The organism is Streptomyces doebereineriae (genome assembly GCF_031845645.1).
Classification (GTDB): Bacteria; Actinomycetota; Actinomycetes; order Streptomycetales; family Streptomycetaceae; genus Streptomyces; species Streptomyces canus.
Map to the genome: position 1 here is coordinate 198,082 of NZ_JAVREZ010000016.1, position 22,507 is coordinate 220,588.

The 22,507-nt window shown below is 70.1% G+C and carries 24 protein-coding genes; 15 read left to right on the forward strand and 9 right to left on the reverse strand.

From position 1 onward, the window contains the following. The first annotated feature begins 63 nt into the window (after nt 1-63). From RNB18_RS36785 to RNB18_RS36800, 4 genes are all read left to right on the forward strand, one after another. Nucleotides 64-1,080 (forward strand): sugar ABC transporter substrate-binding protein, encoded by a 1,017-nt coding sequence (locus RNB18_RS36785; protein WP_311718422.1) that lies wholly within the window; start codon nt 64-66, stop codon nt 1,078-1,080. Between the two features lie 128 nt (nt 1,081-1,208). Continuing rightward, on the forward strand, nt 1,209-2,222 hold the full coding sequence (locus RNB18_RS36790; protein WP_059205048.1) for an ABC transporter permease: 1,014 nt from the start codon (nt 1,209-1,211) through the stop codon (nt 2,220-2,222). Further along, on the forward strand, nt 2,219-3,055 hold the full coding sequence (locus RNB18_RS36795) for an ATP-binding cassette domain-containing protein (protein ID WP_311718423.1): 837 nt from the start codon (nt 2,219-2,221) through the stop codon (nt 3,053-3,055). The genes RNB18_RS36790 and RNB18_RS36795 overlap by 4 nt, the downstream gene beginning before the upstream one ends. Before the next feature lie 77 nt (nt 3,056-3,132). After that, on the forward strand, nt 3,133-4,164 hold the full coding sequence (locus tag RNB18_RS36800) for a LacI family DNA-binding transcriptional regulator (RefSeq protein ID WP_311718424.1): 1,032 nt from the start codon (nt 3,133-3,135) through the stop codon (nt 4,162-4,164). Between the two features lie 4 nt (nt 4,165-4,168). Here the strand turns inward: RNB18_RS36800 and RNB18_RS36805 are convergent, their stop codons facing one another. Both RNB18_RS36805 and RNB18_RS36810 read right to left on the reverse strand, forming a co-directional pair. Further along, entirely contained in the window at nt 4,169-5,215 is a 1,047-nt protein-coding gene (locus tag RNB18_RS36805; protein WP_311718425.1) for a CU044_5270 family protein, read from the reverse strand. Continuing rightward, the gene (locus tag RNB18_RS36810; RefSeq protein ID WP_311718426.1) at nt 5,212-5,859 is read right to left on the reverse strand and encodes an RNA polymerase sigma factor; all 648 of its coding nucleotides are present in this window, start codon (nt 5,857-5,859) and stop codon (nt 5,212-5,214) included. Before RNB18_RS36810 ends, RNB18_RS36805 begins: the two co-directional genes overlap by 4 nt. A 149-nt stretch (nt 5,860-6,008) precedes the next feature. Between RNB18_RS36810 and RNB18_RS36815 the strand changes: the two genes are divergently transcribed. From RNB18_RS36815 to RNB18_RS36825, 3 genes are all read left to right on the forward strand, one after another. Continuing rightward, complete coding sequence (locus RNB18_RS36815) at nt 6,009-7,352, forward strand: MFS transporter (RefSeq protein ID WP_311718427.1); 1,344 nt, start codon at nt 6,009-6,011, stop codon at nt 7,350-7,352. Further along, nucleotides 7,349-8,719 carry an alpha/beta hydrolase family protein gene (locus RNB18_RS36820; protein WP_311718428.1) on the forward strand — a complete coding sequence of 457 codons (1,371 nt, stop codon included), beginning with the start codon at nt 7,349-7,351 and terminating at the stop codon, nt 8,717-8,719. The genes RNB18_RS36815 and RNB18_RS36820 overlap by 4 nt, the downstream gene beginning before the upstream one ends. Nucleotides 8,720-8,781: 62 nt before the next feature. Next, on the forward strand, nt 8,782-9,645 hold the full coding sequence (locus RNB18_RS36825) for a PaaX family transcriptional regulator (protein ID WP_311718429.1): 864 nt from the start codon (nt 8,782-8,784) through the stop codon (nt 9,643-9,645). 222 nt (nt 9,646-9,867) lie between these two features. On the opposite strand, the gene RNB18_RS36830 is transcribed toward RNB18_RS36825, so the two are convergent. From RNB18_RS36830 to RNB18_RS36850, 5 genes are all read right to left on the reverse strand, one after another. Continuing rightward, nucleotides 9,868-11,292 (reverse strand): sensor histidine kinase, encoded by a 1,425-nt coding sequence (locus RNB18_RS36830; RefSeq protein ID WP_311718431.1) that lies wholly within the window; start codon nt 11,290-11,292, stop codon nt 9,868-9,870. After that, complete coding sequence (locus RNB18_RS36835) at nt 11,293-12,018, reverse strand: response regulator transcription factor (protein ID WP_311718433.1); 726 nt, start codon at nt 12,016-12,018, stop codon at nt 11,293-11,295. A gap of 73 nt (nt 12,019-12,091) precedes the next feature. Continuing rightward, a complete protein-coding gene (locus tag RNB18_RS36840; RefSeq protein ID WP_311718435.1) occupies nt 12,092-12,697 on the reverse strand; it encodes an FMN reductase in 606 nt (201 codons plus the stop codon). Further along, nucleotides 12,694-13,785, reverse strand: a complete 1,092-nt coding sequence (locus RNB18_RS36845; RefSeq protein WP_266515354.1) for an LLM class flavin-dependent oxidoreductase — start codon at nt 13,783-13,785, stop codon at nt 12,694-12,696. The genes RNB18_RS36840 and RNB18_RS36845 overlap by 4 nt, the downstream gene beginning before the upstream one ends. Nucleotides 13,786-14,063: 278 nt before the next feature. Beyond that, nucleotides 14,064-14,660, reverse strand: coding sequence for a TIGR03086 family metal-binding protein (locus tag RNB18_RS36850; protein WP_311718436.1), 597 nt, complete (start codon nt 14,658-14,660; stop codon nt 14,064-14,066). A gap of 75 nt (nt 14,661-14,735) precedes the next feature. Here RNB18_RS36850 and RNB18_RS36855 point away from each other — a divergent pair, with 75 nt between their 5' ends. From RNB18_RS36855 to RNB18_RS36865, 3 genes are all read left to right on the forward strand, one after another. Then, complete coding sequence (locus RNB18_RS36855) at nt 14,736-15,551, forward strand: helix-turn-helix domain-containing protein (RefSeq protein WP_311718437.1); 816 nt, start codon at nt 14,736-14,738, stop codon at nt 15,549-15,551. Between the two features lie 92 nt (nt 15,552-15,643). Further along, a complete protein-coding gene (locus RNB18_RS36860; protein ID WP_311718439.1) occupies nt 15,644-15,982 on the forward strand; it encodes a DoxX family protein in 339 nt (112 codons plus the stop codon). Between the two features lie 34 nt (nt 15,983-16,016). Next, complete coding sequence (locus RNB18_RS36865; protein ID WP_059205070.1) at nt 16,017-16,352, forward strand: YnfA family protein; 336 nt, start codon at nt 16,017-16,019, stop codon at nt 16,350-16,352. Between the two features lie 10 nt (nt 16,353-16,362). On the opposite strand, the gene RNB18_RS36870 is transcribed toward RNB18_RS36865, so the two are convergent. Next, nucleotides 16,363-16,800, reverse strand: a complete 438-nt coding sequence (locus tag RNB18_RS36870; protein ID WP_311718440.1) for an ester cyclase — start codon at nt 16,798-16,800, stop codon at nt 16,363-16,365. A gap of 137 nt (nt 16,801-16,937) precedes the next feature. Here RNB18_RS36870 and RNB18_RS36875 point away from each other — a divergent pair, with 137 nt between their 5' ends. After that, nucleotides 16,938-17,714, forward strand: a complete 777-nt coding sequence (locus RNB18_RS36875; protein WP_311718441.1) for an SDR family NAD(P)-dependent oxidoreductase — start codon at nt 16,938-16,940, stop codon at nt 17,712-17,714. Further along, nucleotides 17,711-17,845: a hypothetical protein gene (locus tag RNB18_RS36880; protein ID WP_311718442.1), complete on the forward strand. Its 135-nt coding sequence runs from the start codon at nt 17,711-17,713 to the stop codon at nt 17,843-17,845. Before RNB18_RS36875 ends, RNB18_RS36880 begins: the two co-directional genes overlap by 4 nt. A gap of 10 nt (nt 17,846-17,855) precedes the next feature. On the opposite strand, the gene RNB18_RS36885 is transcribed toward RNB18_RS36880, so the two are convergent. After that, the gene (locus tag RNB18_RS36885; protein WP_311718443.1) at nt 17,856-19,049 is read right to left on the reverse strand and encodes an RtcB family protein; all 1,194 of its coding nucleotides are present in this window, start codon (nt 19,047-19,049) and stop codon (nt 17,856-17,858) included. 205 nt (nt 19,050-19,254) lie between these two features. On the opposite strand from RNB18_RS36885, the gene RNB18_RS36890 reads away from it, so the two are divergent. The 3 genes from RNB18_RS36890 to RNB18_RS36900 all read left to right on the forward strand — a co-directional run bounded on the left by RNB18_RS36890 (nt 19,255) and on the right by RNB18_RS36900 (nt 22,479). After that, on the forward strand, nt 19,255-20,070 hold the full coding sequence (locus RNB18_RS36890; protein WP_311718444.1) for a DUF3558 domain-containing protein: 816 nt from the start codon (nt 19,255-19,257) through the stop codon (nt 20,068-20,070). A 133-nt stretch (nt 20,071-20,203) separates the two neighbouring features. Continuing rightward, nucleotides 20,204-21,103: a DUF3558 domain-containing protein gene (locus RNB18_RS36895; protein WP_311718445.1), complete on the forward strand. Its 900-nt coding sequence runs from the start codon at nt 20,204-20,206 to the stop codon at nt 21,101-21,103. Between the two features lie 104 nt (nt 21,104-21,207). Further along, nucleotides 21,208-22,479, forward strand: a complete 1,272-nt coding sequence (locus RNB18_RS36900; protein ID WP_311718446.1) for a DUF2637 domain-containing protein — start codon at nt 21,208-21,210, stop codon at nt 22,477-22,479. Nucleotides 22,480-22,507 lie beyond the last annotated feature (28 nt).

Here is a 22,507-nt window from a genome sequence, read left to right on the forward strand (position 1 = left end):
ATGACACCTAGGGACGGCATGCTCCGATGCCGCCGCTCGCCCGCAATCCCGCTGGAGTCGTTCATGTCTCGCACCCCTCGACTGCCTTCCTCCCTGCTCAGAGTCGCCGCGTGCACGTCGGTCGCGGCCCTCGCCCTGACGGCCTGCGGTTCCGGCTCCGGATCGGGCTCCACGAGCTCCGGATCGGGCACGGTGAAGGTCGGGCTGATCACCAAGACCGACACCAACCCGTTCTTCGTGAAGATGAGGGAGGGCGCGGAGAAGGCCGCCAAGGAGGACGGCGTCCAGCTCATGACCGCGGCGGGCAAGTTCGACGGAGACAACGCCGGTCAGGTCACCGCCATCGAGAACATGGTCGCCGCCGGTGTGAAGGGCATCCTGATCACCCCGAGCGACTCCAAGGCGATCGTGCCCGCGATAGCGAAGGCCAAGGCCAAGGGCGTGCTGGTCATCGCCCTGGACACGCCGACCGAGCCGGAGAGCGCGGTCGACGCCCTCTTCGCCACCGACAACCTCAAGGCCGGCGAGCTGATCGGCGAGTACGCCAAGGCCGCGATGAAGGGCAAGACGGCGAAGATCGCCGCCCTCGACCTCGCGCCCGGCGTCTCCGTCGGCGTCCAGCGGCACAACGGGTTCCTCAAGGGCTTCGGCGCCACCGAGAAGGACGTGGCGTGCGCCCAGGACACGGGCGGCGACCAGGCCAAGGGCCAGACGGCGATGGAGAACTGCCTCCAGAAGGAACCCGGCATCAACCTCGTCTACACCATCAACGAGCCGGCCGCCCTGGGCGCGTACACCGCGCTGAAGGCCAAGGGCCGGGAGAAGGACGTACTGATCGTCTCCGTCGACGGCGGCTGCACCGGCACCCAGGCCGTCAAGGACGGCAAGATCGCGGCCACTTCGCAGCAGTACCCGCTGAAGATGGCCGCCGAGGGCGTCAACGCCGTCGTGAAGTACGCCAAGGACGGCAAGAAGGCGTCCGGTTACACCGACACCGGCGTCACCCTGATCACCGACAAGGCCCAGACGGGCGTCACGTCCAAGGACACCGCCTTCGGCCTGGAGAACTGCTGGGGCTGAGTCCGGCTCCAGCGGACGTACTTCATCGCCTCTGCCCTGAGCGGGGCGGCCGGCCCCGCACCTCCCCGACCCGGGGACGGCCGCCCCCTTGTCCCACCAGGACTTCTGTCTTCCGACAAGGACTTCGCATGACCGCCACGTCCACGCCTCCGAGCACATCCTCGCCGTACGCCGAGCTCAAAGCGCCGACCACGGCCCGCAGGCTGCTCACGGCACCGACCACCGGCCCGCTCGTCGCCCTCCTTCTCGCCTGTGTCTTCTTCGCCGTCTCGAGCGACCAGTTCCTCACCGGCGGGAACTTCTCGCTGATCGTGCAGCAGGTCATGGTCGTCGGCACCCTCGCCATCGGCCAGACCCTGATCATCCTCACCGCGGGCATCGACCTGTCCTGCGGCGCGGTGATGGCGTTCGGCAGCATCGTGATCGCCAAGATGGCCGCCGAGGGCTCACTGCCCCCGCTGGTCGCCATCGCGCTGGGCCTGGTCGTCTGCGGCGGCTTCGGTCTGGTGAACGGGCTGTTGGTGCAGAAGATCCCGCTGCCGCCGTTCATCGTCACGCTCGGCATGCTCAACGTGGCCTTCGCGCTGACCCACATCTACTCCGAGGAGCAGACGGTCACCAACCTGCCCGGCCCGCTGACGGCCCTGGGGCAGACCTTCCCGATGGGCCACACCGACATCACCTACGGCTCCCTCGTCACCATCGCCCTGTTCCTCCTGCTCGCCTACGCGCTGAGCAGCACCGGCTGGGGCCGGCACGTCTACGCCCTGGGCAACAGCCCGGAAGCCGCACGGCTGAACGGCATCCGCACCTCCCGGCTGACCATCGGCGTCTACACCGTCGCCGGTCTCCTCTACGGCGTCGCCGCCCTGCTCCTCATCTCCCGTACCGGAGTCGGCGATCCGCAGGCCGGACAGACCGACAACCTCGACAGCATCACCGCCGTGGTCCTCGGCGGCACCAGCCTCTTCGGAGGCCGCGGTTCGGTCCTCGGCACCTTCATCGGCGTCCTCATCGTCGGAGTCTTCCGCAACGGGCTCCAGCTGATGGGCGTCGCCTCGATCTACCAGACCCTGATCACCGGAGTCCTGGTCATCCTCGCGGTGACCGTCGACCAGATCTCCCGGAAGAAGGCCCGATGACCGCCATCGCCTCCCCCACCCCGATCCTTCAGGCCCGCGGTCTCGTCAAGCGCTACGGCCAGGTCACCGCCATCGACGGTGCCGACTTCGACCTGCTGCCCGGCGAGGTGCTCGCCGTGATCGGCGACAACGGCGCCGGGAAGACCAGCCTCATCAAGGCGCTCACCGGTGCGGTGACGCCCGACGCGGGCGAGATCCGCCTCAACGGCGAACCCATCCAGTTCTCCGGACCGCAGAGTGCCCGCGCCCACGGCATCGAGACGGTCTATCAGGACCTGGCCGTGGCCGCCTCGATGGACATCGCCTCGAACGTGTTCCTCGGCCGCGAGCTGCGCCGGCCCGGGGTCCTCGGCAGTGTCTTCCGCATGCTCGACAAGAAGCGCATGCGCCAGGAGGCCGCCGAGCACATGGCCGACCTGAAGATCGGACTGCGCTCGCTGACCCAGTCGGTCGAGACCCTCTCCGGGGGCCAGCGGCAGGCCGTGGCGGTCGCCCGTTCCGTCGCCTGGGCCCGCAGTGTCGTCGTCATGGACGAACCCACCGCCGCGCTCGGCGTCAAGGAGTCCGGACAGGTCCTCGACCTCATCCGGCGGGTCCGGGACAAGGGCATGCCGGTCGTCCTGATCAGCCACAACATGCCGCACGTCTTCGAGATCGCCGACCGGATCCATGTGCACCGGCTGGGCCGGCGGGCCGCCCTGATCAAGCCCTCCGACTACTCCATGGCGGAGGTCGTCGCCATCATGACCGGCGCACTCACCGTGGACGAGGCCGGAGGTACTGTCGTAGCGGATTCCGAGGCCGCGAAGGCCGCGGGCGTCCAGGCCACCTGACCACAGCACTCGACACTCGACGGCATCCGGCCGAGGCCGCGGCCGGAACCCGACGAGCACAGGAGACGGTTTCCTCCATGGCAGCGAACCGCCGCCCGACCCTGGCCGACGTCGCCCGCGAAGTGGGCGTCAGCGCCAAGACGGTCTCCCGCGTTCTCAACGAGGACGGGCCCGCGTCGGCCGAGACCAGGGAACAAGTGCTGGCCGCCGTGGCCAAACTCGGCTTCCAGCCGAACCTCATGGCGCGCAACATCCGCGTCGGCGGGCCCGACACCACCATCGGTCTGGTCGTCCCCGACCTCGGCAACCCGTTCTTCGGAGCGGTGGCCCGCAGTATCGAGGACACGGTCCGCGACCGCGGACTGACCCTGCTCATGGGCTCCTCGGCCGACGACCCGGACCGGGAACGCGCCCTGACGGACAAGTTCCTCTCCCGCCGCGTCAGCATCCTGCTGGTCGTGCCGTCCGTCGGCGCCGACCACTCCCACCTCAAGACCCACCGCGCGACGGGGCTGCCGGTCGTGTTCATCGACCGGCCCGGAGTGGGCCTGGCCGCCGACAGCGTCGTCAGCTCCAACCGCACCGGCGCCCACGACGGTGTCGCCCACCTGATCGCCCACGGCCACCGGCGGATCGGCTTCGTCGGCGACCTGCCGGTCAAGCTCTACACCCGCCGTGAGCGCTTCGCGGGGTACCGCGATGCACTTGAGCGGGCCGGCCTGCCCTACGACCGTTCCCTGGTCACCAACGCCCATGACCAGCAAGGGGCTTCGGCCGCGACCTCCCGGCTCCTCGGCCTGGCCGATCCCCCCACGGCCCTGTTCGCCGGCAACAACATCGTCGCTCTCGGGATAGTGGCCGAACTCGCCCGCAGCAGACGCAAGGACGTCGCCGTCGTCTCCTTCGACGACGTCCCGCTCGCCGAGGCGCTCGAACCTGCCCTGACCGTCGTGGCCCAGGCCCCCGAGGAGATCGGCAGGACGGCGGCGACCACGGCGCTGTCCCGCCTCGACGGCGACCGCAGCCGGGCCCGGACCATCACCGTGCCGACCCGGCTGATCGTGCGCGGCTCGGGCGAGCGGCCCGCTCCGGAATTGCAGCGGGCCTGACCCGTCAGCCCGCCTGCCCCGGCACCTCCTTCATCTCGTTGACGACCGCCCGCTCGGTGATCGCGACGGTGAACGTCACGGTGCCCTTCTTGAAGGTGTCGCTCGGTTCGACCTGCACACTGCGCTCGCCGAGGAACGCGTACGTCTTCTTGTCGAAGATCCACTCCGTGCGCTGCCCGCTCTGCTCGTCGAGCCGCGCGATCGCAACCCCGTGGCGCCCAACCGCGTCGACGGCGTCGTCCACCGCGACGACGCCGGGGATCTCGGCGGCGGCCTTGTAGAGCGCGGCGGTGAGGTTCGCGGGCGGGTAGCTCTCGGTCAGCAGGTCGCCGATGGCGACGAAGGCGGCCTGGTCGCGGGGGACTTCGGGGTCCCGGTTGGCGTCCGACTCCTGGTAGATCTTCCGCAGCAGGGCCCCGGGTTCGGTGGGCAGCTGGGCGAGCCGGTGGTAGGCCGAGCTGAGCGGGTTCGGTCCGGCCAGGGTGATGCCGTCCTCGCTCGTGTTGCCCGGCTCGATCAGCCAGCCGTTCCTGCCGTCGGGGGACTGCCAGACCTGGCGGGAGTGCAGCTTCTCGCTGACCACCGTGGTCTTGTCGTCGACCGTCTTCGGGTAGGTGCTGGCGACCTTGGACGCGATGTAGAGGAACTGGTCGTCGCGCACGGCGGCTTCGGAGGTGTCGGCGGCGGCCAGGGAGATGTGGTCGAGCAGGCGGTCGGCGCCCTGGGCGTCGGCGGCACCGATCCGGGTCGTCAGCGCGGGCCCGGTGGCCAGGGAGGTGTTCGCGTCATCGCCGCCGGTCAGGGCGAGGCCGCCCACGACCGCGCCGGCCAGGGCGCAGGCCATCGCGGGCAGCAGGACCGCCCGGCGCAGGAACGGGTTGCGGCGTACGGGGGCGGCAGCGGTGGTACGGAGGTCTTCGCGGATCTGGACCATCATCTGCTCCTTGTGGAACTGGTGGCGGCCCGCCGGCAGATCCCGCTCCACGGAGGGCAGAAGACCCTGGGTCTCCGTCCACTCGGCCGGGTGCGGCTGGGAGGGGTTGGCGTTCATCGGTTTCCTTCCTGTGCGGACCGGATCACGTAGTCGCGATCACCTGTTATCTGCCGGTTTGTTCGGGTGAGTTCCCTGTTTTTTCGTGCTGGTTGGGCCAGTTCGGCCTCGGCGAGCTTCCGCAGCCTGCCGCGCGCCCGGGACAGCCGGGAGCGGACGGTGCCTACGGGGATGCCGAGGGCGCGGGCGGCGTCGGCGTACTCCAGCCCCTCCCACAGGCACAGCACCAGGACCTCGCGTTCGGGGCGTCTCAGGGAGCCGAGCGCGGTCAGGGTGGCGGCGATCCGGCGCCGGTCGTCGAGCCGCCCGGCGGTCTCCTCGGCATGGTCGGCGACCTCGCCCACCCCTGCCGCGGCCGCCGCGCCGGCCGCGGCCCGGTAGCGGCGGTTGCTGCGGTAGTGGGACCGGGAGACGTTCGTGGCGATGCCGAGGAGCCAGGGCCGCAGCGAGCCCCCGTCGGCCTCGATCGAGGTCCGGCGCCGCCAGGCCTCCATGAACGTCGCCGACATGACGTCCTCGGCCACGGACCAGTCGGCGGTCAGCCGGAAGGCGTGGTTGTACACCGAGCGGGCGCACTGGTCGTAGAGCTCCGCGAAGGCGTCCGGATCCCCGGCCCGTATCCGGGTTCGCATATCTGTGGTCACGCACTCAACTGCCCGGACGGATCACCGGGTTCCAGTGATGCGCGTCACACTCCCCCATCACTTCCCTGTCAATGTTGTGCACTTTATTGACGACAGTCACCAGACAGCCTAATTTCACGGTGTCCTTCCCCCGCTCAAGGGAGACCGCGATGTCCCCGTCCCCCACCGCAGCAGAACGCACCCGCCAACTCCGCCGAGTCGCCCTCTCCGGACTGCTCGGCACCGCCGTCGAGTTCTACGACTTCCTCGTCTACGGCACCGTCGCCGCCCTGGTCTTCGGCGAACTGTTCTTCCCCGGCGCCGACCCCGCCGTGGGCACGATCGCCGCGTTCGGCACCTTCGCCGCCGGATACGTGGCCCGCCCGATCGGCGGCATCGTCTTCGGGCACTTCGGCGACCGCCTCGGCCGCAAGAACATGCTGCTGCTCACCATGGGCCTGATGGGCGGCGCCAGCTTCCTCATCGGCCTGCTGCCCACGTACGACACCATCGGCGTCTGGGCGCCGGTCCTGCTGATCACCCTGCGCGTGGTCCAGGGCATCGCCATCGGCGGTGAGTGGGGCGGCGCGACCCTGATGGTCGTGGAGCACGCGGGCGAACGCCGCCGCGGCCTGTGGTCGAGCTTCACCCAGATGGGAGCCCCGCTCGGCTCCCTGATCTCCGCCGCCGTCGTCGCCCTGGTCTCCACCCTCCCCAAGGACCAGTTCGCGGCCTGGGGCTGGCGCGTGCCGTTCCTGCTGAGCGTGCTGCTGCTCGGCGTCGGCCTGTTCGTCCGTCTCAAGGTGGTCGAGAGCCCGCTGTTCGCCGAGGTGAAGAAGGACCGCGCCGAGTCGAGGCTCCCCGTCCTCGACGTCCTGCGCCGCCCGCGCCCGGTACTGCTGGCCTGCGGTGTCGGCATCGGCGCCTTCACCGCGCAGTCCCTGCTGACCAGTTACCTGATCTCGTACGCCACCGGCATCGGCTACCCCCGCCCGCAGGTGCTCACCGCGCTCACCGTCTCCGCCGCGGTCGCCCTGGTCGTACTGCCCTGCGCCTCCATGCTCTCCGACCGGATCGGCCGCCGCCCGGTCGTCCTCACCGGCGCGATCCTGTCCGCCGCCACCGCCTTCCCCGTCCTCGCGCTGGTCGACTCCAAGTCGTCGGGGGCCCTGATCCTGGCCGTGGTCATCGGCCACGGCATCTCCCAGTCGCTGATGTACGGCCCGCTGGGCGCCCTGTTCAGCGAGATGTTCGGCACCAAGGTCCGCTACACCGGCGCCTCGCTCGGCTACCAGGGCGCCACCCTGGTCGGCGCCGGCTTCTCCCCGATGATCGCCGGAAGCCTGGTCGCGAGCAGCGGCAACGGCACCCCGGTCGCCCTCCTGCTGTGCGGCGGCTCGCTGATCACCGCGCTGACGGTGTGGTTCGTCCGCGAGACCAGCCGTACCTCACTCGGCGACGAACCCACCCCGGAACTCCCCACCACCCCCCACACGGAGGAGATCACCGCATGAAGCACGGCACCCGCATCGCCTGCACGGCAGCCCTCCTGCTCACCCTCACCGCCGCACCCGCGGCCACGGCGGCCGACGCGGGCCCCACCCACGTGGACGGCCAACTCCCCTCCGGCGCCACGTACATGATGGACGTCCCCACCACCTGGAACGGCACCGTCCTCCTCTTCAGCCACGGCTACAACGCCGGCCCCGCCAACCCCGCCCAGGACGCCCCCGACGCCGCCACCAAAACCCTTCTCCTCCAGCAGGGTTACGCCCTCATCGGCTCCTCGTACGCCACCACCGGCTGGGCGGTCACCGACGCGGTCCCCGACCAAATGGCCACCCTCGAAGCCTTCACCACCCGCTTCGGGCAGGCCTCCCGCACCCTCGCCTGGGGACGGTCGTACGGCGGCCTGGTCACCACGGCGATAGCCGAGCGCCACCCGGACGCGATCGACGGCTCGCTCTCCATGTGCGGCCTGGTCCACGGCGGAGTCGCCAATTGGAACAACACCCTCGACCCGGTGTTCGCCCTCAAGACGCTCCTCGGCTCCGACGTCCCCCTGGTGAACCTCCCGAGCCAGCAGGCGGCCACCGACGCGGCGAACACGCTGACCGCCAAGGTCGACTCCGCCCAGTCGACGACCGAGGGCCGGGCCCGTATCGCCCTCGCCGCCGCCCTCCACAACATCCCGGTCTGGAACGCGACCACCCAGACCCGCCCCGCCGCGACCGACTGGGACGCCCAGCAGGCCAACCAGTACGACGCCGTCAAGGGCCTGCTGAAGATCGCCGCCTTCAACCGGCGCCAGGAGGCCGAGGCCCGGGCGGGCGGCAACATGTCCTGGAACACCGGCATCGACTACGCCCGTCTGCTCGGGAAGTCCTCCGTCCGCAAGGAGGTCACCGAGCTGTACAAGAAGGCGGGCCTCTCCCTGACCAAGGACCTCGCCGCCCTCAACCGGGCCCCGCGCATCAAGGCGAACCAGAACGCCGTGTCGTGGATGAGCAGCACCAGCAGCTTCACCGGCAAGCTGGCCAAGCCCCAGCTCTCCATCCACACCATCGGCGACCCCCTGGTCCCCGTCCAGACGGAGAGTGCCCTGCGCCGCGCGGTGACGGCCGCCGGCTCCGGCCCTCTCCTGCGCCAGGCCTACGTCGACAACGCCGGCCACTGCACCTTCAGCACCGCCGAACAACTGGCCGCCCTCCACACCCTGGAGGACCGCCTGACCACCGGCCACTGGCAGGGCACCGACCCGGCGTCCCTCAACGCCCGCGCCACCGCGGCCGACCCCACCACCCCCACCCGCTACGTCTCGTACCGCCCCACCCCCTACCTCCGCCCGTACGACCTCGCGCACCCCGCCGACCGCCGGTGACCTCCCGCGACCTTCCACGACCGCCCGCCGTACCGTCGGCGGGCGGTCGTACCCTTGCCCCCGTGGAGGACGACGACATCCTGGACACCGCGGACGGGCCGCAGCCGCGCCCGCAGTCGCTCATGCTCACCTTCTTCGGCAACCACGTCCTGGAGGAGGGGGACCTGGGCGTCTACTCGGGCAGCATCATCGACGTCCTGGGCCGCGTGGGCGTGGGCGAGCAGGCCGTACGCTCCACCCTCACCCGCATGGTCAACCGGGGCCTGCTCCAGCGTCAGCGCGAGGGCCGCAAGATGTTCTTCGGCCTGACCCCGCAGGCCACCCGTGTCCTGATCGACGGCCGCACCCGCATCTGGAAGCAGGGCGCCGTCAACGACGACTGGGACGGCTCCTGGACCCTGCTCGGCTTCTCCCTGCCCGACTCCTGGAAACGCCAGCGCCACGACCTGCGCTCACGGCTCACCTGGTCGGGATTCGGGGCCCTGTACAGCGGCCTGTGGATCGCCCCCGGCCACGTGGACGTCTCCGCGGTGGTCACCGAGCTCGGCCTCACGGCCCACGTCAAGATCTTCCACGCCCAGGCCTCGGAGGTGACCGACATCGAGCGGATGATCCGCGAGACCTGGGACCTGGAGTCCATCGCCGCCCGCTATGTCACCTTCGACAAGCGCTGGAGCGCCCACCTGGGCAACGGCGCCGACGACGACCCCATCGGCACCCGACTGCGCCTGGTCAGCGAGTGGCTCCGGACCATCCGCACGGACCCGAGACTCCCGGCCCGCCACCTCCCCCCGGCCTGGCCGGCCCGCACCGCCCAGGAAACCTTCCACCGGGTCGCGGAACAGACCCACCCGGCACTGGAGGCGGCCCGAGCAACTCTGGAAACGACACCACTGCGCTGCGCTGGGCTTGGGCAGGACGCCTAAGGGGGTGCCGGGTCGGGTTGTCGTGCGGGTGCGGGTGCCGTTGTGGCTGGTCGCGCAGTTGCCCGTGGCCAGGACGGACACCCCCACCCCGGCCCCGACCCACCCACCGAACCGCACGCGCTACACCCGCCCCCACCGAGGCCGCAGCTGCGCCGCAGGCATCCAGGGGCGCGGGGAACTGCGCACAACGCCCGCCCCCACCGAACCCGCACCCGAACCCGCTCAACCGCCGGAGGCATCCCCTCCCACGGTGAACCCGATCACCGTCCCGCCCCCCTCCCGGGGAAACGCGAACGGCGCGCCCCCGTGCGACAACGCCACCTCCCGCACGATCGACAACCCCAGGCCCGACCCCGGCAACGACCGCGCGTCCGCCGCCCGGTAGAACCGGTCGAACACCCGCACAAGATCGGCGTCGGCGATCCCCGGCCCCCGGTCCAGCACCTCCACCCGCACCGGCCCGGCCACCGTGAACCCGGACACGGAGATCTCGATCGGAGCGGTACCGTCCCGGTCGAACTTCGCCGCGTTCTCGACCAGGTTCGACAGGGCCCGCTGCAGCATCCCCGGCCGCCCGTCCGTCACCGTCGACCCGCTGGCGTGCACCACGACCTCCCGCCCGTTCCGCCGCCGGGCCAGCCCCGCCACCTCCTCCGCGACATCGGCGAGGTCCACCCGCTGCGGCGGCTCGTTGTCCGACTGCCCGGCCGCGAGGTCGACCAGTTCGTTGACCAGATCGGTCAACTCCCGTGCCTCCTGGGACAGATCGGCGACCAGCTCGTCGCGCGTGGCGGGCGGCAGCTCATCGATCCGCCGGAGCAGCGAGATGTTCGTACGCAACGACGTGAGCGGCGTCCGAAGCTCGTGCCCCGCGTCCTGCACCAGCCGCCGCTGATCCTCCTCCGACTGCGCGAGCCGCCCCAGCATCCGGTCGAAGGCCCGCCCCAGCCGCCCCACCTCGTCATAACCGGTGACCGGCACCTCGATCCCCAGCCGCCGAGTCCGGGCCACGTCCTCCGCGGCGGACGTGAGGATCACCAGCCGCCGGGTGATCCGCCGGGCCAGCCACCACCCGAACAACCCGGCGCCCACCACGACCGCCACCATGAGCAGAAACGTCCGCTGCTGAAGCGCCCGCAACAGATCCTCGGTGTCACTGAACTCCTGGGCGACCTGCACGGCGCCCCGCCCGCCGCCCAGCGAGACGGTGGCGATCCGGTACACATCGCTGCCGACCGAGATCTCCTTGTGCAGGACCATCCGCCCGGCCGCACCGGCGGCCGCGACCCGCCGGTCACCGGAGATCACCGGCAGCCCGGGCCGCCCGGGGTCGGCGACCGCCCCGGTGGGCCCCAGCACCTGCACATCCGTACGGGCGGGCCGCACCAGGTCGTGCCCGGGCGCCGAGGACGAGAAGTCCTCCGGTGTCATCCGGTGCTGGCTCACCTCGTCGCGGAGGTCCTGCACGACCTGGTCGAACACGGACTCCTGGTCCACCCGCACCAGCCGCGCGGCGGCGCTGTAGGACAGCACACCGACCAGCACGGTCACCGCGGCCGTCACCGCGGCGAAGGACACCGCGAACGTGGTCCGCAGGGACAGCAGCCGGGGCCGCGGCCGGGCCCACAGCCGAGCCAGCCGCCCCACTCAGTCCTCCCGGAGCACGTAACCCACGCCGCGCACCGTGTGGATCAGCTGCGGGGCGCCGGGCTCGTCGAGCTTGCGGCGCAGATAGCCGACGTAGACGGCGAGGTTCTTGGAGCCGGGCCCGAAGTCGTAGCCCCAGATGCGATCGTAGATCGTCGAATGATCAAGCACGATGCCCGCGTTCCGCACGAGCAGTTCGAGCAGCTCGAACTCGGTACGGGTCAGCTCCAGCTCGCGCGTCCCCCGCCAGGCCCGCCGTGCCTGGATGTCCATGCGCAGTCCGGCCGCCTCGATCCGCCCCTCGGGCGGTTCGGGCACCACGGCCCGGGGAGCGGCGCCGACCGGGGCCATCCCGTCCGGGCTGGTCCGCCGCAGCAAGGCCCTCAGCCGGGCGAAGACCTCCTCGACGTCGAACGGCTTGACCACATAGTCGTCGGCGCCCGCGTCCAGACCGGCGATCCGGTCCTGGGTCTCCACGAGCGCCGTCAGCATGAGGATCGGCGTCCGGTCGCCCTCGGCGCGCAGCACCCGGCAGACCTGGAGCCCGTCGATCCCGGGCATCATCACGTCGAGGACGAGCACGTCCGGCGGCGTCTTGTGGGCCTGCGCCAGCGCCTCGACGCCGTCGGCGACCGCGGTGACCTGGTAGCCCTCCAGGGTCAGGGCGCGCTCCAGGGCGTGACGGATGGCGCGGTCGTCTTCGGCGAGCAGCACATTTTGGGGCACACCCTCAGTGTGCCGTCCCACCGAGTCGTACGACGTGATGAGCTGCTCACCTCGTGCCCTTCTTACTGCCCTCTCACCCCGTGGGACGCAACGCGGCGAGCTGCTCCTCGAACGGCACCACCGCCGAGAACGAGTCGGCCCGGGCCGCACGCGGTCCGCGCCCGACCGACAGTCCCGCCATCAGCGCGGCCAGCTCCCCCGCCGCCCGCTCGATCCGCCCGTCCAGCCCCTCGGCACCCCAGTCCTCCGACGCGGCGTAGACGCCGGTCGGCACGACGACGGCCTTCAGGTAGGCGAAGAGCGGCCGCAGCGCGTGCTCCAGCACCAGCGAATGCCGGGCCGAGCCACCGGTCGCCGCGATCAGCACCGGCTTGCCCTCCAGGGCCTCCGGGTCGAGCACGTCGAAGAACGACTTGAAGAGTCCGCTGTACGACGCCGAGAACACCGGGGTCACCACGATCAGCCCGTCGGCCCCGGCCACCGCCTCCTGCGCGGCGGCCAGCGCCCGCCCCGGAAAGCCGTTCGTGAAGTTCTGCGCGATCTCCACGGCGAGTTCCCGCAACTCCACGACCTGCACGTCCACCTCGGCCGCGCGGCCCACGGCCGCGGCCAGCCGGTCTCCCAGCAGGCGGGTGGACGACGGGACGCTCAGCCCCGCGGACACGACGACGAGCTTCATGCGACGACCTCCTTGTTCTGCTCTGCGGCCAGCAGGGACGCGTGGGTGGGAGCCTCCGGGACGTCGGCGGGCCGCCCTGCCGCGAACTCCTTGCGCAGCACCGGCACGACCTCCTCGCCGAGCAGGTCGATCTGCTCCAGGACGGTCTTCAGGGGCAGTCCGGCGTGGTCGAGGAGGAACAGCTGGCGCTGGTAGTCCCCGGCGTACTCGCGGAACTTCAGCGTCTTCTCGATGACCTGTTCCGGGGAGCCCACGGTCAGCGGGGTCTGGTCGGTGAAGTCCTCCAGGGAGGGCCCGTGCCCGTACACCGGTGCGACGTCGAAGTAGGGCCGGAACTCCTTCACGGCGTCCTGGGAGTTGCGGCGCATGAACACCTGACCGCCGAGCCCGACGATCGCCTGCTCCGCCGTCCCATGCCCGTAGTGGGCATACCGGGCCCGGTACAGCTCGACCATCCGCTTCGTATGGTCGGCGGGCCAGAAGATGTTGTTGTGGAAGAACCCGTCGCCGTAGTAGGCGGCCTGCTCGGCGATCTCCGGGGAGCGGATCGAGCCGTGCCAGACGAACGGCGCGACGCCGTCCAGCGGCCGGGGCGTGGAGGTGAACCCCTGCAACGGCGTCCGGAACTTCCCCTCCCAGTTCACGACGTCCTCGCGCCACAGCCGGCGCAGCAGGGCGTAGTTCTCGATGGCGAGGTTGATGCCCTCCCGGATGTCCTGCCCGAACCAGGGGTAGACCGGCCCGGTGTTCCCGCGGCCCATCATGAGGTCGACCCGGCCGTCGGCCAGGTGCTGGAGCATCGCGAAGTCCTCGGCGATCTTCACCGGGTCGTTCGTGGTGATCAGCGTGGTCGAGGTGGAGAGGATCAGCCTCTCGGTCTGCGCGGCGATGTACCCGAGCATGGTGGTCGGCGACGACGGCACGAACGGCGGGTTGTGGTGCTCGCCGGTCGCGAAGACGTCGAGCCCGACCTCCTCGGCCTTCAGTGCGATCGCAACCATGGCCTTGATCCGCTCGCGCTCGCTCGGCGTACGGCCGGTCGTCGGGTCCGGCGTGACATCGCCGACGCTGAAGATCCCGAACTGCATGGTCGCTCACCCTCCAGGTTGTTTACCGTTCAACTATAACTGCGTACCCGGAGAACGACACCCCACTCGGCCCTATTCCCAAAGAGCACCCACGGCCCGAGCACGACCCGACGCCCTAGCCCTGCGGCCCCACCGACCCCATCCCGCCGGGGCGCGCGAGGTGGCGAACGGTTCGTCGTGGCGTGGGTGACTGCAACTCCCCAGGGGCGCGGGGAACTGCGCGACCAGCCCCCACCGGCCCGCACCCGCCCGAACGCCGCCCCGCCCCGCCCCGCCCCTCACCCCCAGCCCGGATCCCGCCCCGTCCCCGCCAGCAGCCGCTCGAAGGCCGAAGCGTCCTCGGGCACCGGCACCGGGTCCCGGAACATCCCCATCTTCCTGGCCGTGGGCGCCAGTTGAGCCACCGCGGCCGTCAGCTCCGCCACGACCGCCGAGTCGGCAGGCCCGTACTCCTGTCCCGTCGCCCGTGCGAGGTCCCACACATGCACGGTCAGATCGAGCAGCGCCATCGAGCCGACCAGCCGCGCCGGCATGTCCATCGCCCCGGTCGTGCCGTCCTCGGCGCCGGGCGCGGACCAGGCCGACACCAGCCGGTCTGTCTCCCGCGCGAGCCGCTCCCGCCAGTCAGGGCCCTCCGCCACCCGGTCCGGGGTGGCCTCGCCGAAGTCCGACGGCTCCTTCACGGCCAGCCGCTGGAACTGCACGATCACCTGGAAGACATGGTTGACCAGCGCCTTCACGTCGTACTCCGCACAGGGCGTGGCAGCCCCGAGAGCCGCGTCCGGAATCCCCCGGAACACCGGAACCGCCCGTTCCCGGGCCATCCCCAGCAGCTCGCCGATGCCGTACGTCTTCTTCGCCGCGTTCGTCTCCATGCCCCGACCGTACGAAGACCGCCGCCCGCCCTTCTTGAAGAAACGCGACGCCCGACCCGGACGTACGATCCCCTCATGCCCGCCCCCCGCCGCGACACCCGCGGGATCGTCGACCCGGCCGGGCTGCTGACCCGGGTGCGGTTCCGCCGCCACGAGCCCGCCGAGCCCCTGCGCCGGTACATCGAGCGCTACTGGTTCATCGACTGGGACCTGCCCGAGCCCTACGCCTCCCACGTCGTCCCGCACCCCTCCGTCCACCTCACCTTCCAGCAGGACGAGGCGTCGCCCTACGCCGAGCTGACGGGCATCCCCGGCGGCCTCTACACCAGGAAGCTCACCGGCCGGGGCCGCGTCTGCGGGGTGAAGTTCCGCCCCGGCGGCTTCCGGCCGTACGCCCCCGAGCACCCGGTGTCCCACTGGACGGGCGAGACGCTCGCCGCCCAGGACGTGTTCCCGCAGATCACTGCGGACACCGCCCGCGAGGTCGTGGCCCCCGCCACCGACGAGGCCCGCGTCGCCGCACTCGACGCCTTCCTCCTCTCCCTCGCCCCGGCCGAACCCGACCCGCAGGCCGACCTCGCCACGGCCCTCGTCGACCGCGTCCACGACGACCGCACCGTCCGCCGCGTCGACGACTTCGCCCGCACAGCGGGACTCTCGGTACGGGCGCTGCAACGCCTCTTCTCCGCCTACGTCGGCGTGAGCCCGAAGTGGGTCATCCTCCGCTACCGCATCCACGAAGCGCTCGAGCTCGCCGGCACCCGCAGCGAGGTCGACTGGGCCACCCTCGCCGCCGACCTCGGCTACGCCGACCAGGCCCATCTGGTCCGGGACTTCACAGCGACGGTCGGGGTCCCGCCGACGGCATACGCACAAGCGACCGCAAGCTGACCCGAAAAAAGTCCGGCCGGGCTGTCACACTCCCGCTCCGCCCCGGGTCAACCCGGTGAAACCGATGCCCCGGAGCTCGAAGGAGCCACCTCATGTCCGTCGCCCACACCGTCGTCACCCTGCTCGCCGCCGCCATGGCGGGCTACTCCGGCACCGTCGTCCTCACCCGCGCCGACTGGATCGTCAAGGCCCTCACCGACTACCGCGTCCCGCGCGCCTGGTGGAACCTGCTCGGCGCGGCCAAGATCGCCGGGGCGGCAGGCCTGCTGGCCGGCCTCTTCATCCCGTACGTCGGCCTCGCGGCCGGCATCGGCCTCGTCCTCTACTTCACCGCAGCCGCCGTGACCGTGGCCCGCGCCCACTGGTACACACACATCCCGTACCCGCTGGTCTACGCGGCCCCGGTGATCGCGGCACTGGCACTCACCTGACCCGTCAGAAGTAGTACATGCGAAGCTGATCCCCATGCTCGTAGCCCGCTCCGCCGCCCTCTTCGTCGTCGCCGCGCTCTTCGAGATCGGCGGAGCCTGGCTGGTCTGGCAGGGCGTACGGGAGCACCGGGGCTGGATGTGGACCACGGGCGGCATCCTCGCCCTCGGCGCCTACGGTTTCGTCGCCACCTTCCAGCCCGACGCCCACTTCGGCCGCATCCTTGCCGCGTACGGCGGCATCTTCGTGGCCGGCTCGATCCTGTGGGGCATGGCGGCCGACGGCTACCGCCCGGACCGCTGGGACATCACGGGCGCACTGATCTGCCTCGCGGGCATGGCAGTGATCATGTACGCCCCGCGGGGCGACTGAGCGGCCGTACTCACGACGTCTCGTCGTCGGGCAGCAGCCCCAACTGCCCCAGGAACTCCATCTCGTCGAAGTAGAGCCGGTAGTCCACGATCCGCCCGTCCTTCACCGTGGCGATGTCCACCCCACGGATCCTGACCTCCTTCTGCGTCGCCGGGAGCGTCTCCCCGGTGGGCAGTTGGATCGGCCCGGTGTTGCGTCCGCTGAAGACGCCCTCGTCGATGGCCGTGTCCCCGGCCTCATAGGCGTGCAGCGACTCGAACGTGGCCTCTGGCACCGCCTCCGTCATCTGCCGCCAGTACTCGACGATGTTGTCGCGACCGTGGATCTCCCCCTCGTCGGGGGTCTGCGCGACCGCGTCCTCCGCGTACAGCTCGGCGATGACCTTCAAATCCGGGTGCGTGGTGAGCGCATCGGTGAGCCGGTCCATGACCTCACGCGCTTCTCCCATGATCCACCTCCGTATGTCTCAGGGGATCACCCACCTCAAGTTTCGCACCGGCCCGCGATCCGGACCGCCCGGAGCCTCGGACCGCGGCCGACCTATCCTGGCGGGAGCCCGTACCCACGCACGCCCGAGGAGCAGCCATGGCATCCGCCGCCCCGTCCCCCGCGTCCCGGATCGCGATCGTCACCGGGGCGAGCAGCGGAATCGGCGCGGCGACCGCACGGAAGCTCGCCGCGGCCGGGTACCGCGTGGTTCTGACCGCCCGCCGCAAGGACCGTATCGAGGCGCTGGCGGAGGAGATCAACGCGGCGGGCCACCAGGCGACGGCCTACCAGCTGGACGTGACGGACCGCACCGCGGTCGACGAGTTCGCCGGCGCCTTCAAGACGGTCGGCGTACTCGTGAACAACGCCGGCGGAGCCCTCGGCGCCGACCCGGTCGCCACCGGCGATCCCGCCGACTGGCGCTCGATGTACGAGACGAACGTCATCGGCACCCTGAACCTCACCCAGGCCCTGCTCCCCAAGCTCGACGCGAGCGGCGACGGCACGGTCGTCGTCGTCTCCTCCACGGCGGGCCACGGCACCTACGAGGGCGGCGCCGGCTATGTCGCCGCCAAGCACGGCGCCCACGTCCTGGCGGAGACCCTCCGCCTGGAGATCGTCGGCCGCCCCATCCGCGTGATCGAGATCGCACCCGGCATGGTCAAGACCGACGAGTTCGCCCTGACCCGCTTCGGCGGCGACCAGGAGAAGGCGGAGAAGGTCTACCAGGGCGTCGCGGAGCCCCTGACCGCCGACGACGTGGCCGACACCATCACCTGGGCGATCACCCGCCCCAGCCACGTCAACGTCGACCTCCTGGTCCTGCGCCCCCGCGCCCAGGCGTCCAACACCAAGGTCCACAGGGACCTGTGACCCGGCCCGGGAAGGACGAGAAGGACCCGCACGACGAACGCCAGATGTGGTGGTGGCTCGCCTACTTCCTCTTCGGCATCCACATCGTGGCCTTCGTCATGATCTACGCGGTGATGCACGCCCCCAAGTGAGCGGCAGCTCTCAACCCTTCACACAGACAACCTGCTTCAGCTTCGCCACGACCTCCACCAGGTCCCGCTGCTGGTCGATGACCTGGTCGATCGACTTGTAGGCAGCCGGGATCTCGTCCACGACACCGGAGTCCTTACGGCACTCCACGCCCCGCGTCTGCTCCTCCAGGTCGCGCGTCGAGAACCGCCGCTTGGCCGCGTTGCGGCTCATGCGCCGACCCGCGCCGTGCGAGGCCGAGTTGAAGGCCTTCTCGTTGCCGAGGCCCTTCACGATGTACGACCCCGTGCCCATGGACCCCGGGATGATGCCGAACTCACCGGAACCGGCCCGGATCGCACCCTTGCGGGTCACGAGCAGGTCCATCCCGTCGTAACGCTCCTCGGCAACGTAGTTGTGGTGTGCGCTGATCTCCGCCTCGAAGGTCGGCTTCGCCTTCTTGAACTCCTTGCGGACCACGTCCTTGAGGAGCGCCATCATGATCGTGCGGTTGTACTTGGCGTACTCCTGCGCCCAGAAGAGGTCGTTTCGGTACGCCGCCATCTGCGGCGTCTGCGCGATGAAGACGGCGAGGTCGCGGTCGACCAGACCCTGGTTGTGCGGAAGCTTCTGGGCCACGCCGATGTGGAACTCGGCGAGTTCCTTGCCGATGTTCCGGGAACCGGAGTGCAGCATCAGCCAGACAGAACCGGTCGTATCCGTGCACACTTCGACAAAGTGGTTGCCGGCTCCGAGCGTTCCCATCTGCTTTCCAGCACGTTCGTGACGGAATTTGACCGCATCGGCGACCCCATCGAAGCGCCCCCAGAAGTCGTCCCACCCAGCAGTCGCCAACCCATGGAACCGCCCCGGCTCGACGGGACTGTCATGCATCCCCCGCCCCACCGGAATCGCCTGCTCGATCTTCGACCGCAGCCGGGACAGATCCCCCGGCAGATCGTTCGCCGTCAGAGACGTCTTCACCGCCGACATCCCGCAGCCGATGTCCACGCCCACCGCCGCCGGGCACACCGCGCCCTGCATGGCGATCACGGACCCGACCGTCGCGCCCTTGCCGTAATGGACGTCCGGCATCACCGCGAGGCCCTTGATCCAGGGCAGGGTCGCGACGTTGCGCAGCTGCTGCAGGGCCACGTCCTCGACCGTCGCCGGGTCGGTCCACATACGGATCGGGACTTTGGCGCCCGGCATCTCCACGTACGACATATCGTCCTCATTCCCCCGGAAAACAAACAGAAGTCTTGAATCGCAAAACCGGTGCCAAGGTCGACGAATGGGATGACGGACCGGCGTTCACGGCAGTGCGTGCGATAAACATTGTCTCCAGGGCGCACCCCTGTGCGGCAAGCGAATAACCTGCGGGGACACTGAGTTCCCCACGAGTCGGAGACATTCCGAGAGGAGCCCCACCGTGCAGCGGAAGGCCTACGGACCCGGCGTCGCCGCCCTCCTCGCGGTGGTGTTGGCCGGCTGCACCGGCAGTTCGGGCGGTGGCGACCCGACGGACGACGCCAATCCCGGCGACGCCGGCACCGCGTCCGTCGCCGCGCAGCCCGGCAAGTACCGCACTCTTCCCGAGGCGTGTGGCGTGGTCGGCCAGAGCACCCTCGACGCGCTCCTGCCCGGCATCCAGCAGATCGCCGACGAGGATCAGCGTGCCAAGGCCTACGAGGGCCAGGCCTCGCTCACCTATGACACGGACCGCACGGTCGGCTGCCGTTGGAAGGTGGAGGCCACGGACGCCACGGAGTACCTGTCGATCAACTTCGAGCGTGTGGTGTCGTACGAAAACGCGGTCAGCGACGACAGTCGTGCGGAGCAGGTCTTCGCGCAGACCGAGTTGGAGGCCGATCTGCCGGTGGCGGCGACGTCCAGCGCCACGTCGGACGTGGAGGAGTCCGGCACCGCCGGTCCGACGGCCTCCCCTGCGGCCACCCCGAGCGGTTCCGCGAGCCCGAGCGGTTCGGCCTCGGCCACTCCGTCCGATCTCCAGCCTCGTATTCTGGACGATCTGGGCGACGAGGCGTTCCTGGACGACGTGTTGAGCAACTCGGGTTCGACGGCTCAGCAGCGCAAGGTGACTGTGGCGTTCCGCACGTCCAACGTGATCGTGACCATCGAGTACGAGGAGCAGCCGACGACGATCGGCGTCACCCCGGACAGCAAGGAAATGCAGGACAACGCCCGGAAACTGGCCTCTCAGCTGGCCGGGTCGCTGTCCGGCTGAGCGCTCTCCACACACCCCTCACCCGCGCGCACAGGACATTCGAAGCTGGACCGCACAGCATCCTCACCGCGTACCGTGGCCCCTCGGACCCGATCCGACGGCAGGAACCACAAGCGTCATGAGTGAAGGAACCATGCAGCGACGAGCAGAGCGTGACCAGGGTGCCCAGCGAGCGAAGCGTCTTCACCGCGTCCTTGTCTGCGCGGCCGCAGTCCCCGTGATGCTGATCGCCTCTGGCTGCTCCTCCGACTCCGGCTCCGGCGACTCCGGCTCCGGCAGCGGTGGCGACAAGGCCGCGGGCGCCGGTGCGACGGTGTCGTCGTCCGCGAGTGCGGCTCCCACGGTGCAGGCGGCGGCGTACAAGTCGCTTCCCGAGGCGTGCGGGGTGTTGTCGAAGAAGACGCTGAAGTCGCTCGTCCCGGAGGCTGCGAAGTCCGGTAAGAAGGGCACGGCGGAGGCGGGTACGCGCGGCAGTTGCTCCTGGAGCAGCCTGGACAACAACGGTGTGAAGGGCTCGCAGTTCCGCTGGCTCAACGTGTCGTTGCTCCGCTTCGAGTCGGACACCTCGCGGGGTACGGGCGAGGCGCAGGCGCAGAAGTACTACGACCAGCAGATCCAGGACGCCCAGTCGGTGGCCGGTGCGAAGAACACCAAGTCGCAGGCGGTTTCGGGCACGGGTGACGCGGCGACTCTGGTGCGTTACGACCTGAAGAAGAAGGAAGGCGCCTTCAGGCAGCAGACGGTCGTCACGCGCGTGGAGAACGTCGTCGTCACCGTCGACTACAACGGCGCGGGTCTCGCCGGTGACAAGGCGCCGAGTGCGGAGACCCTCGGGAAGCTCGCGGGGCAGGCCGCCAAGGAGACGGTGAGTGCGGTGTCGGCGGCGAACGGCGAGGGCGCTGCGAGCCCGGCCCCGTCGAAGTCCGCCTCGGGTTCGAAGGCCCCGTCCAAGGCCCCGTCGAAGTCCGCTTCGCCGTCCGCGGCGCCGTCAAAGTCGGCATCCCCGTCCAAGTCGGCCGCGAAGACGAGCTGAAGAAGAACTGACGGTACGTACCGGTCATCCGTGCGCAGCACACATGTGCCACTCTGTTGCGCGCAACAACACGCACAGGGAGGGGAGTACGGGTGTCCGCGCCCATGCAGCTGACTCGAATGCATCGCATTCTCATAGGCGTGGTCGTGTTCGGCGCCGTGATCATCGCCGGCATCGGCTTCGCGGGGTCGTACGCGGCCGTCCGTGAGCTCGCCATCCAAAAGGGCTTCGGGAACTTCAGTTATGTCTTCCCGATCGGCATCGACGCGGGTATCTGTGTCCTGCTGGCCCTGGACCTGCTTCTGACGTGGATCCGCATCCCGTTCCCGCTGCTGCGCCAGACGGCGTGGCTGCTGACCATCGCGACGATCGCCTTCAACGGCGCGGCCGCCTGGCCGGATCCGCTGGGTGTGGGCATGCACGCGGTGATCCCGATCCTGTTCGTGGTGTCGGTGGAGGCGGCCCGTCACGCGATCGGCCGGATCGCGGACATCACGGCGGACAAGCACATGGAGGGGGTCCGCCTCACCCGCTGGCTGCTGTCGCCCATCCCGACGTTTCTCCTCTGGCGCCGTATGAAGCTGTGGGAGCTGCGCTCCTACGAGCAGGTCATCAAGCTCGAACAGGACCGGCTGGTCTACCAGGCCCGCCTCCACTCCCGCTTCGGCCGGGGCTGGCGCAGGAAGGCGCCGGTGGAGTCGCTGATGCCGTTGCGACTGGCCCGCTACGGCGTGCCCCTGGCGGAGACGGCTCCGGCGGGCCTGGCGGCGGCGGGCATAGAACCGGCCTTGCTCCCCCCAGCACCTGCACCCGACGTAGCTGCGGGCAATCGTGCCGCTGGGGCGGCACGGGTGGGCGCAGCGGCACCCCTCAGCGGGCAGCGCCCTGAGCTCGACAGCACCCCCCACCCAGAGCAACTCGACAACTCAGCCGATCCCGACCAAAGCCCCTGGTTCGAGGCTCCCCAGCAGATCGAGTACCAGGGCGGCTACAACCCCAACTACGACCCCGCTGAGCAGTACGAGCGCTGGTACGAGGAACAACTCGAGGCAGAGCAGTACGAGTTGCAGCAGATCCAGTACGAGGAGCCCCCCAGGGAGCCCTCGATGGAGGAGACCGGCAGCTTCCCGATCCCGGTGACCACTGGCCGCACCCGTGAGCTGGGCGAGGGCGGCGGTCCTCCGGAGCCGACCGAGGAGGACTTCTACCAGGTCTTCAAGAAGTCGATCGACGGCAGCTATCCCTCCCCCGGTCAGCTCAGGGGCGACGTGGAGGCGACGTACGGCGTCGTGCTCCCGCAGCGCGAGGCCGAGCGCATGGTCAACCGCTTCACCAACCGCCACACCGCGGAACTCCAGGAAGACCACATCGCCTGACACACGCGAAAGGGGCCCTCGTCCAGAA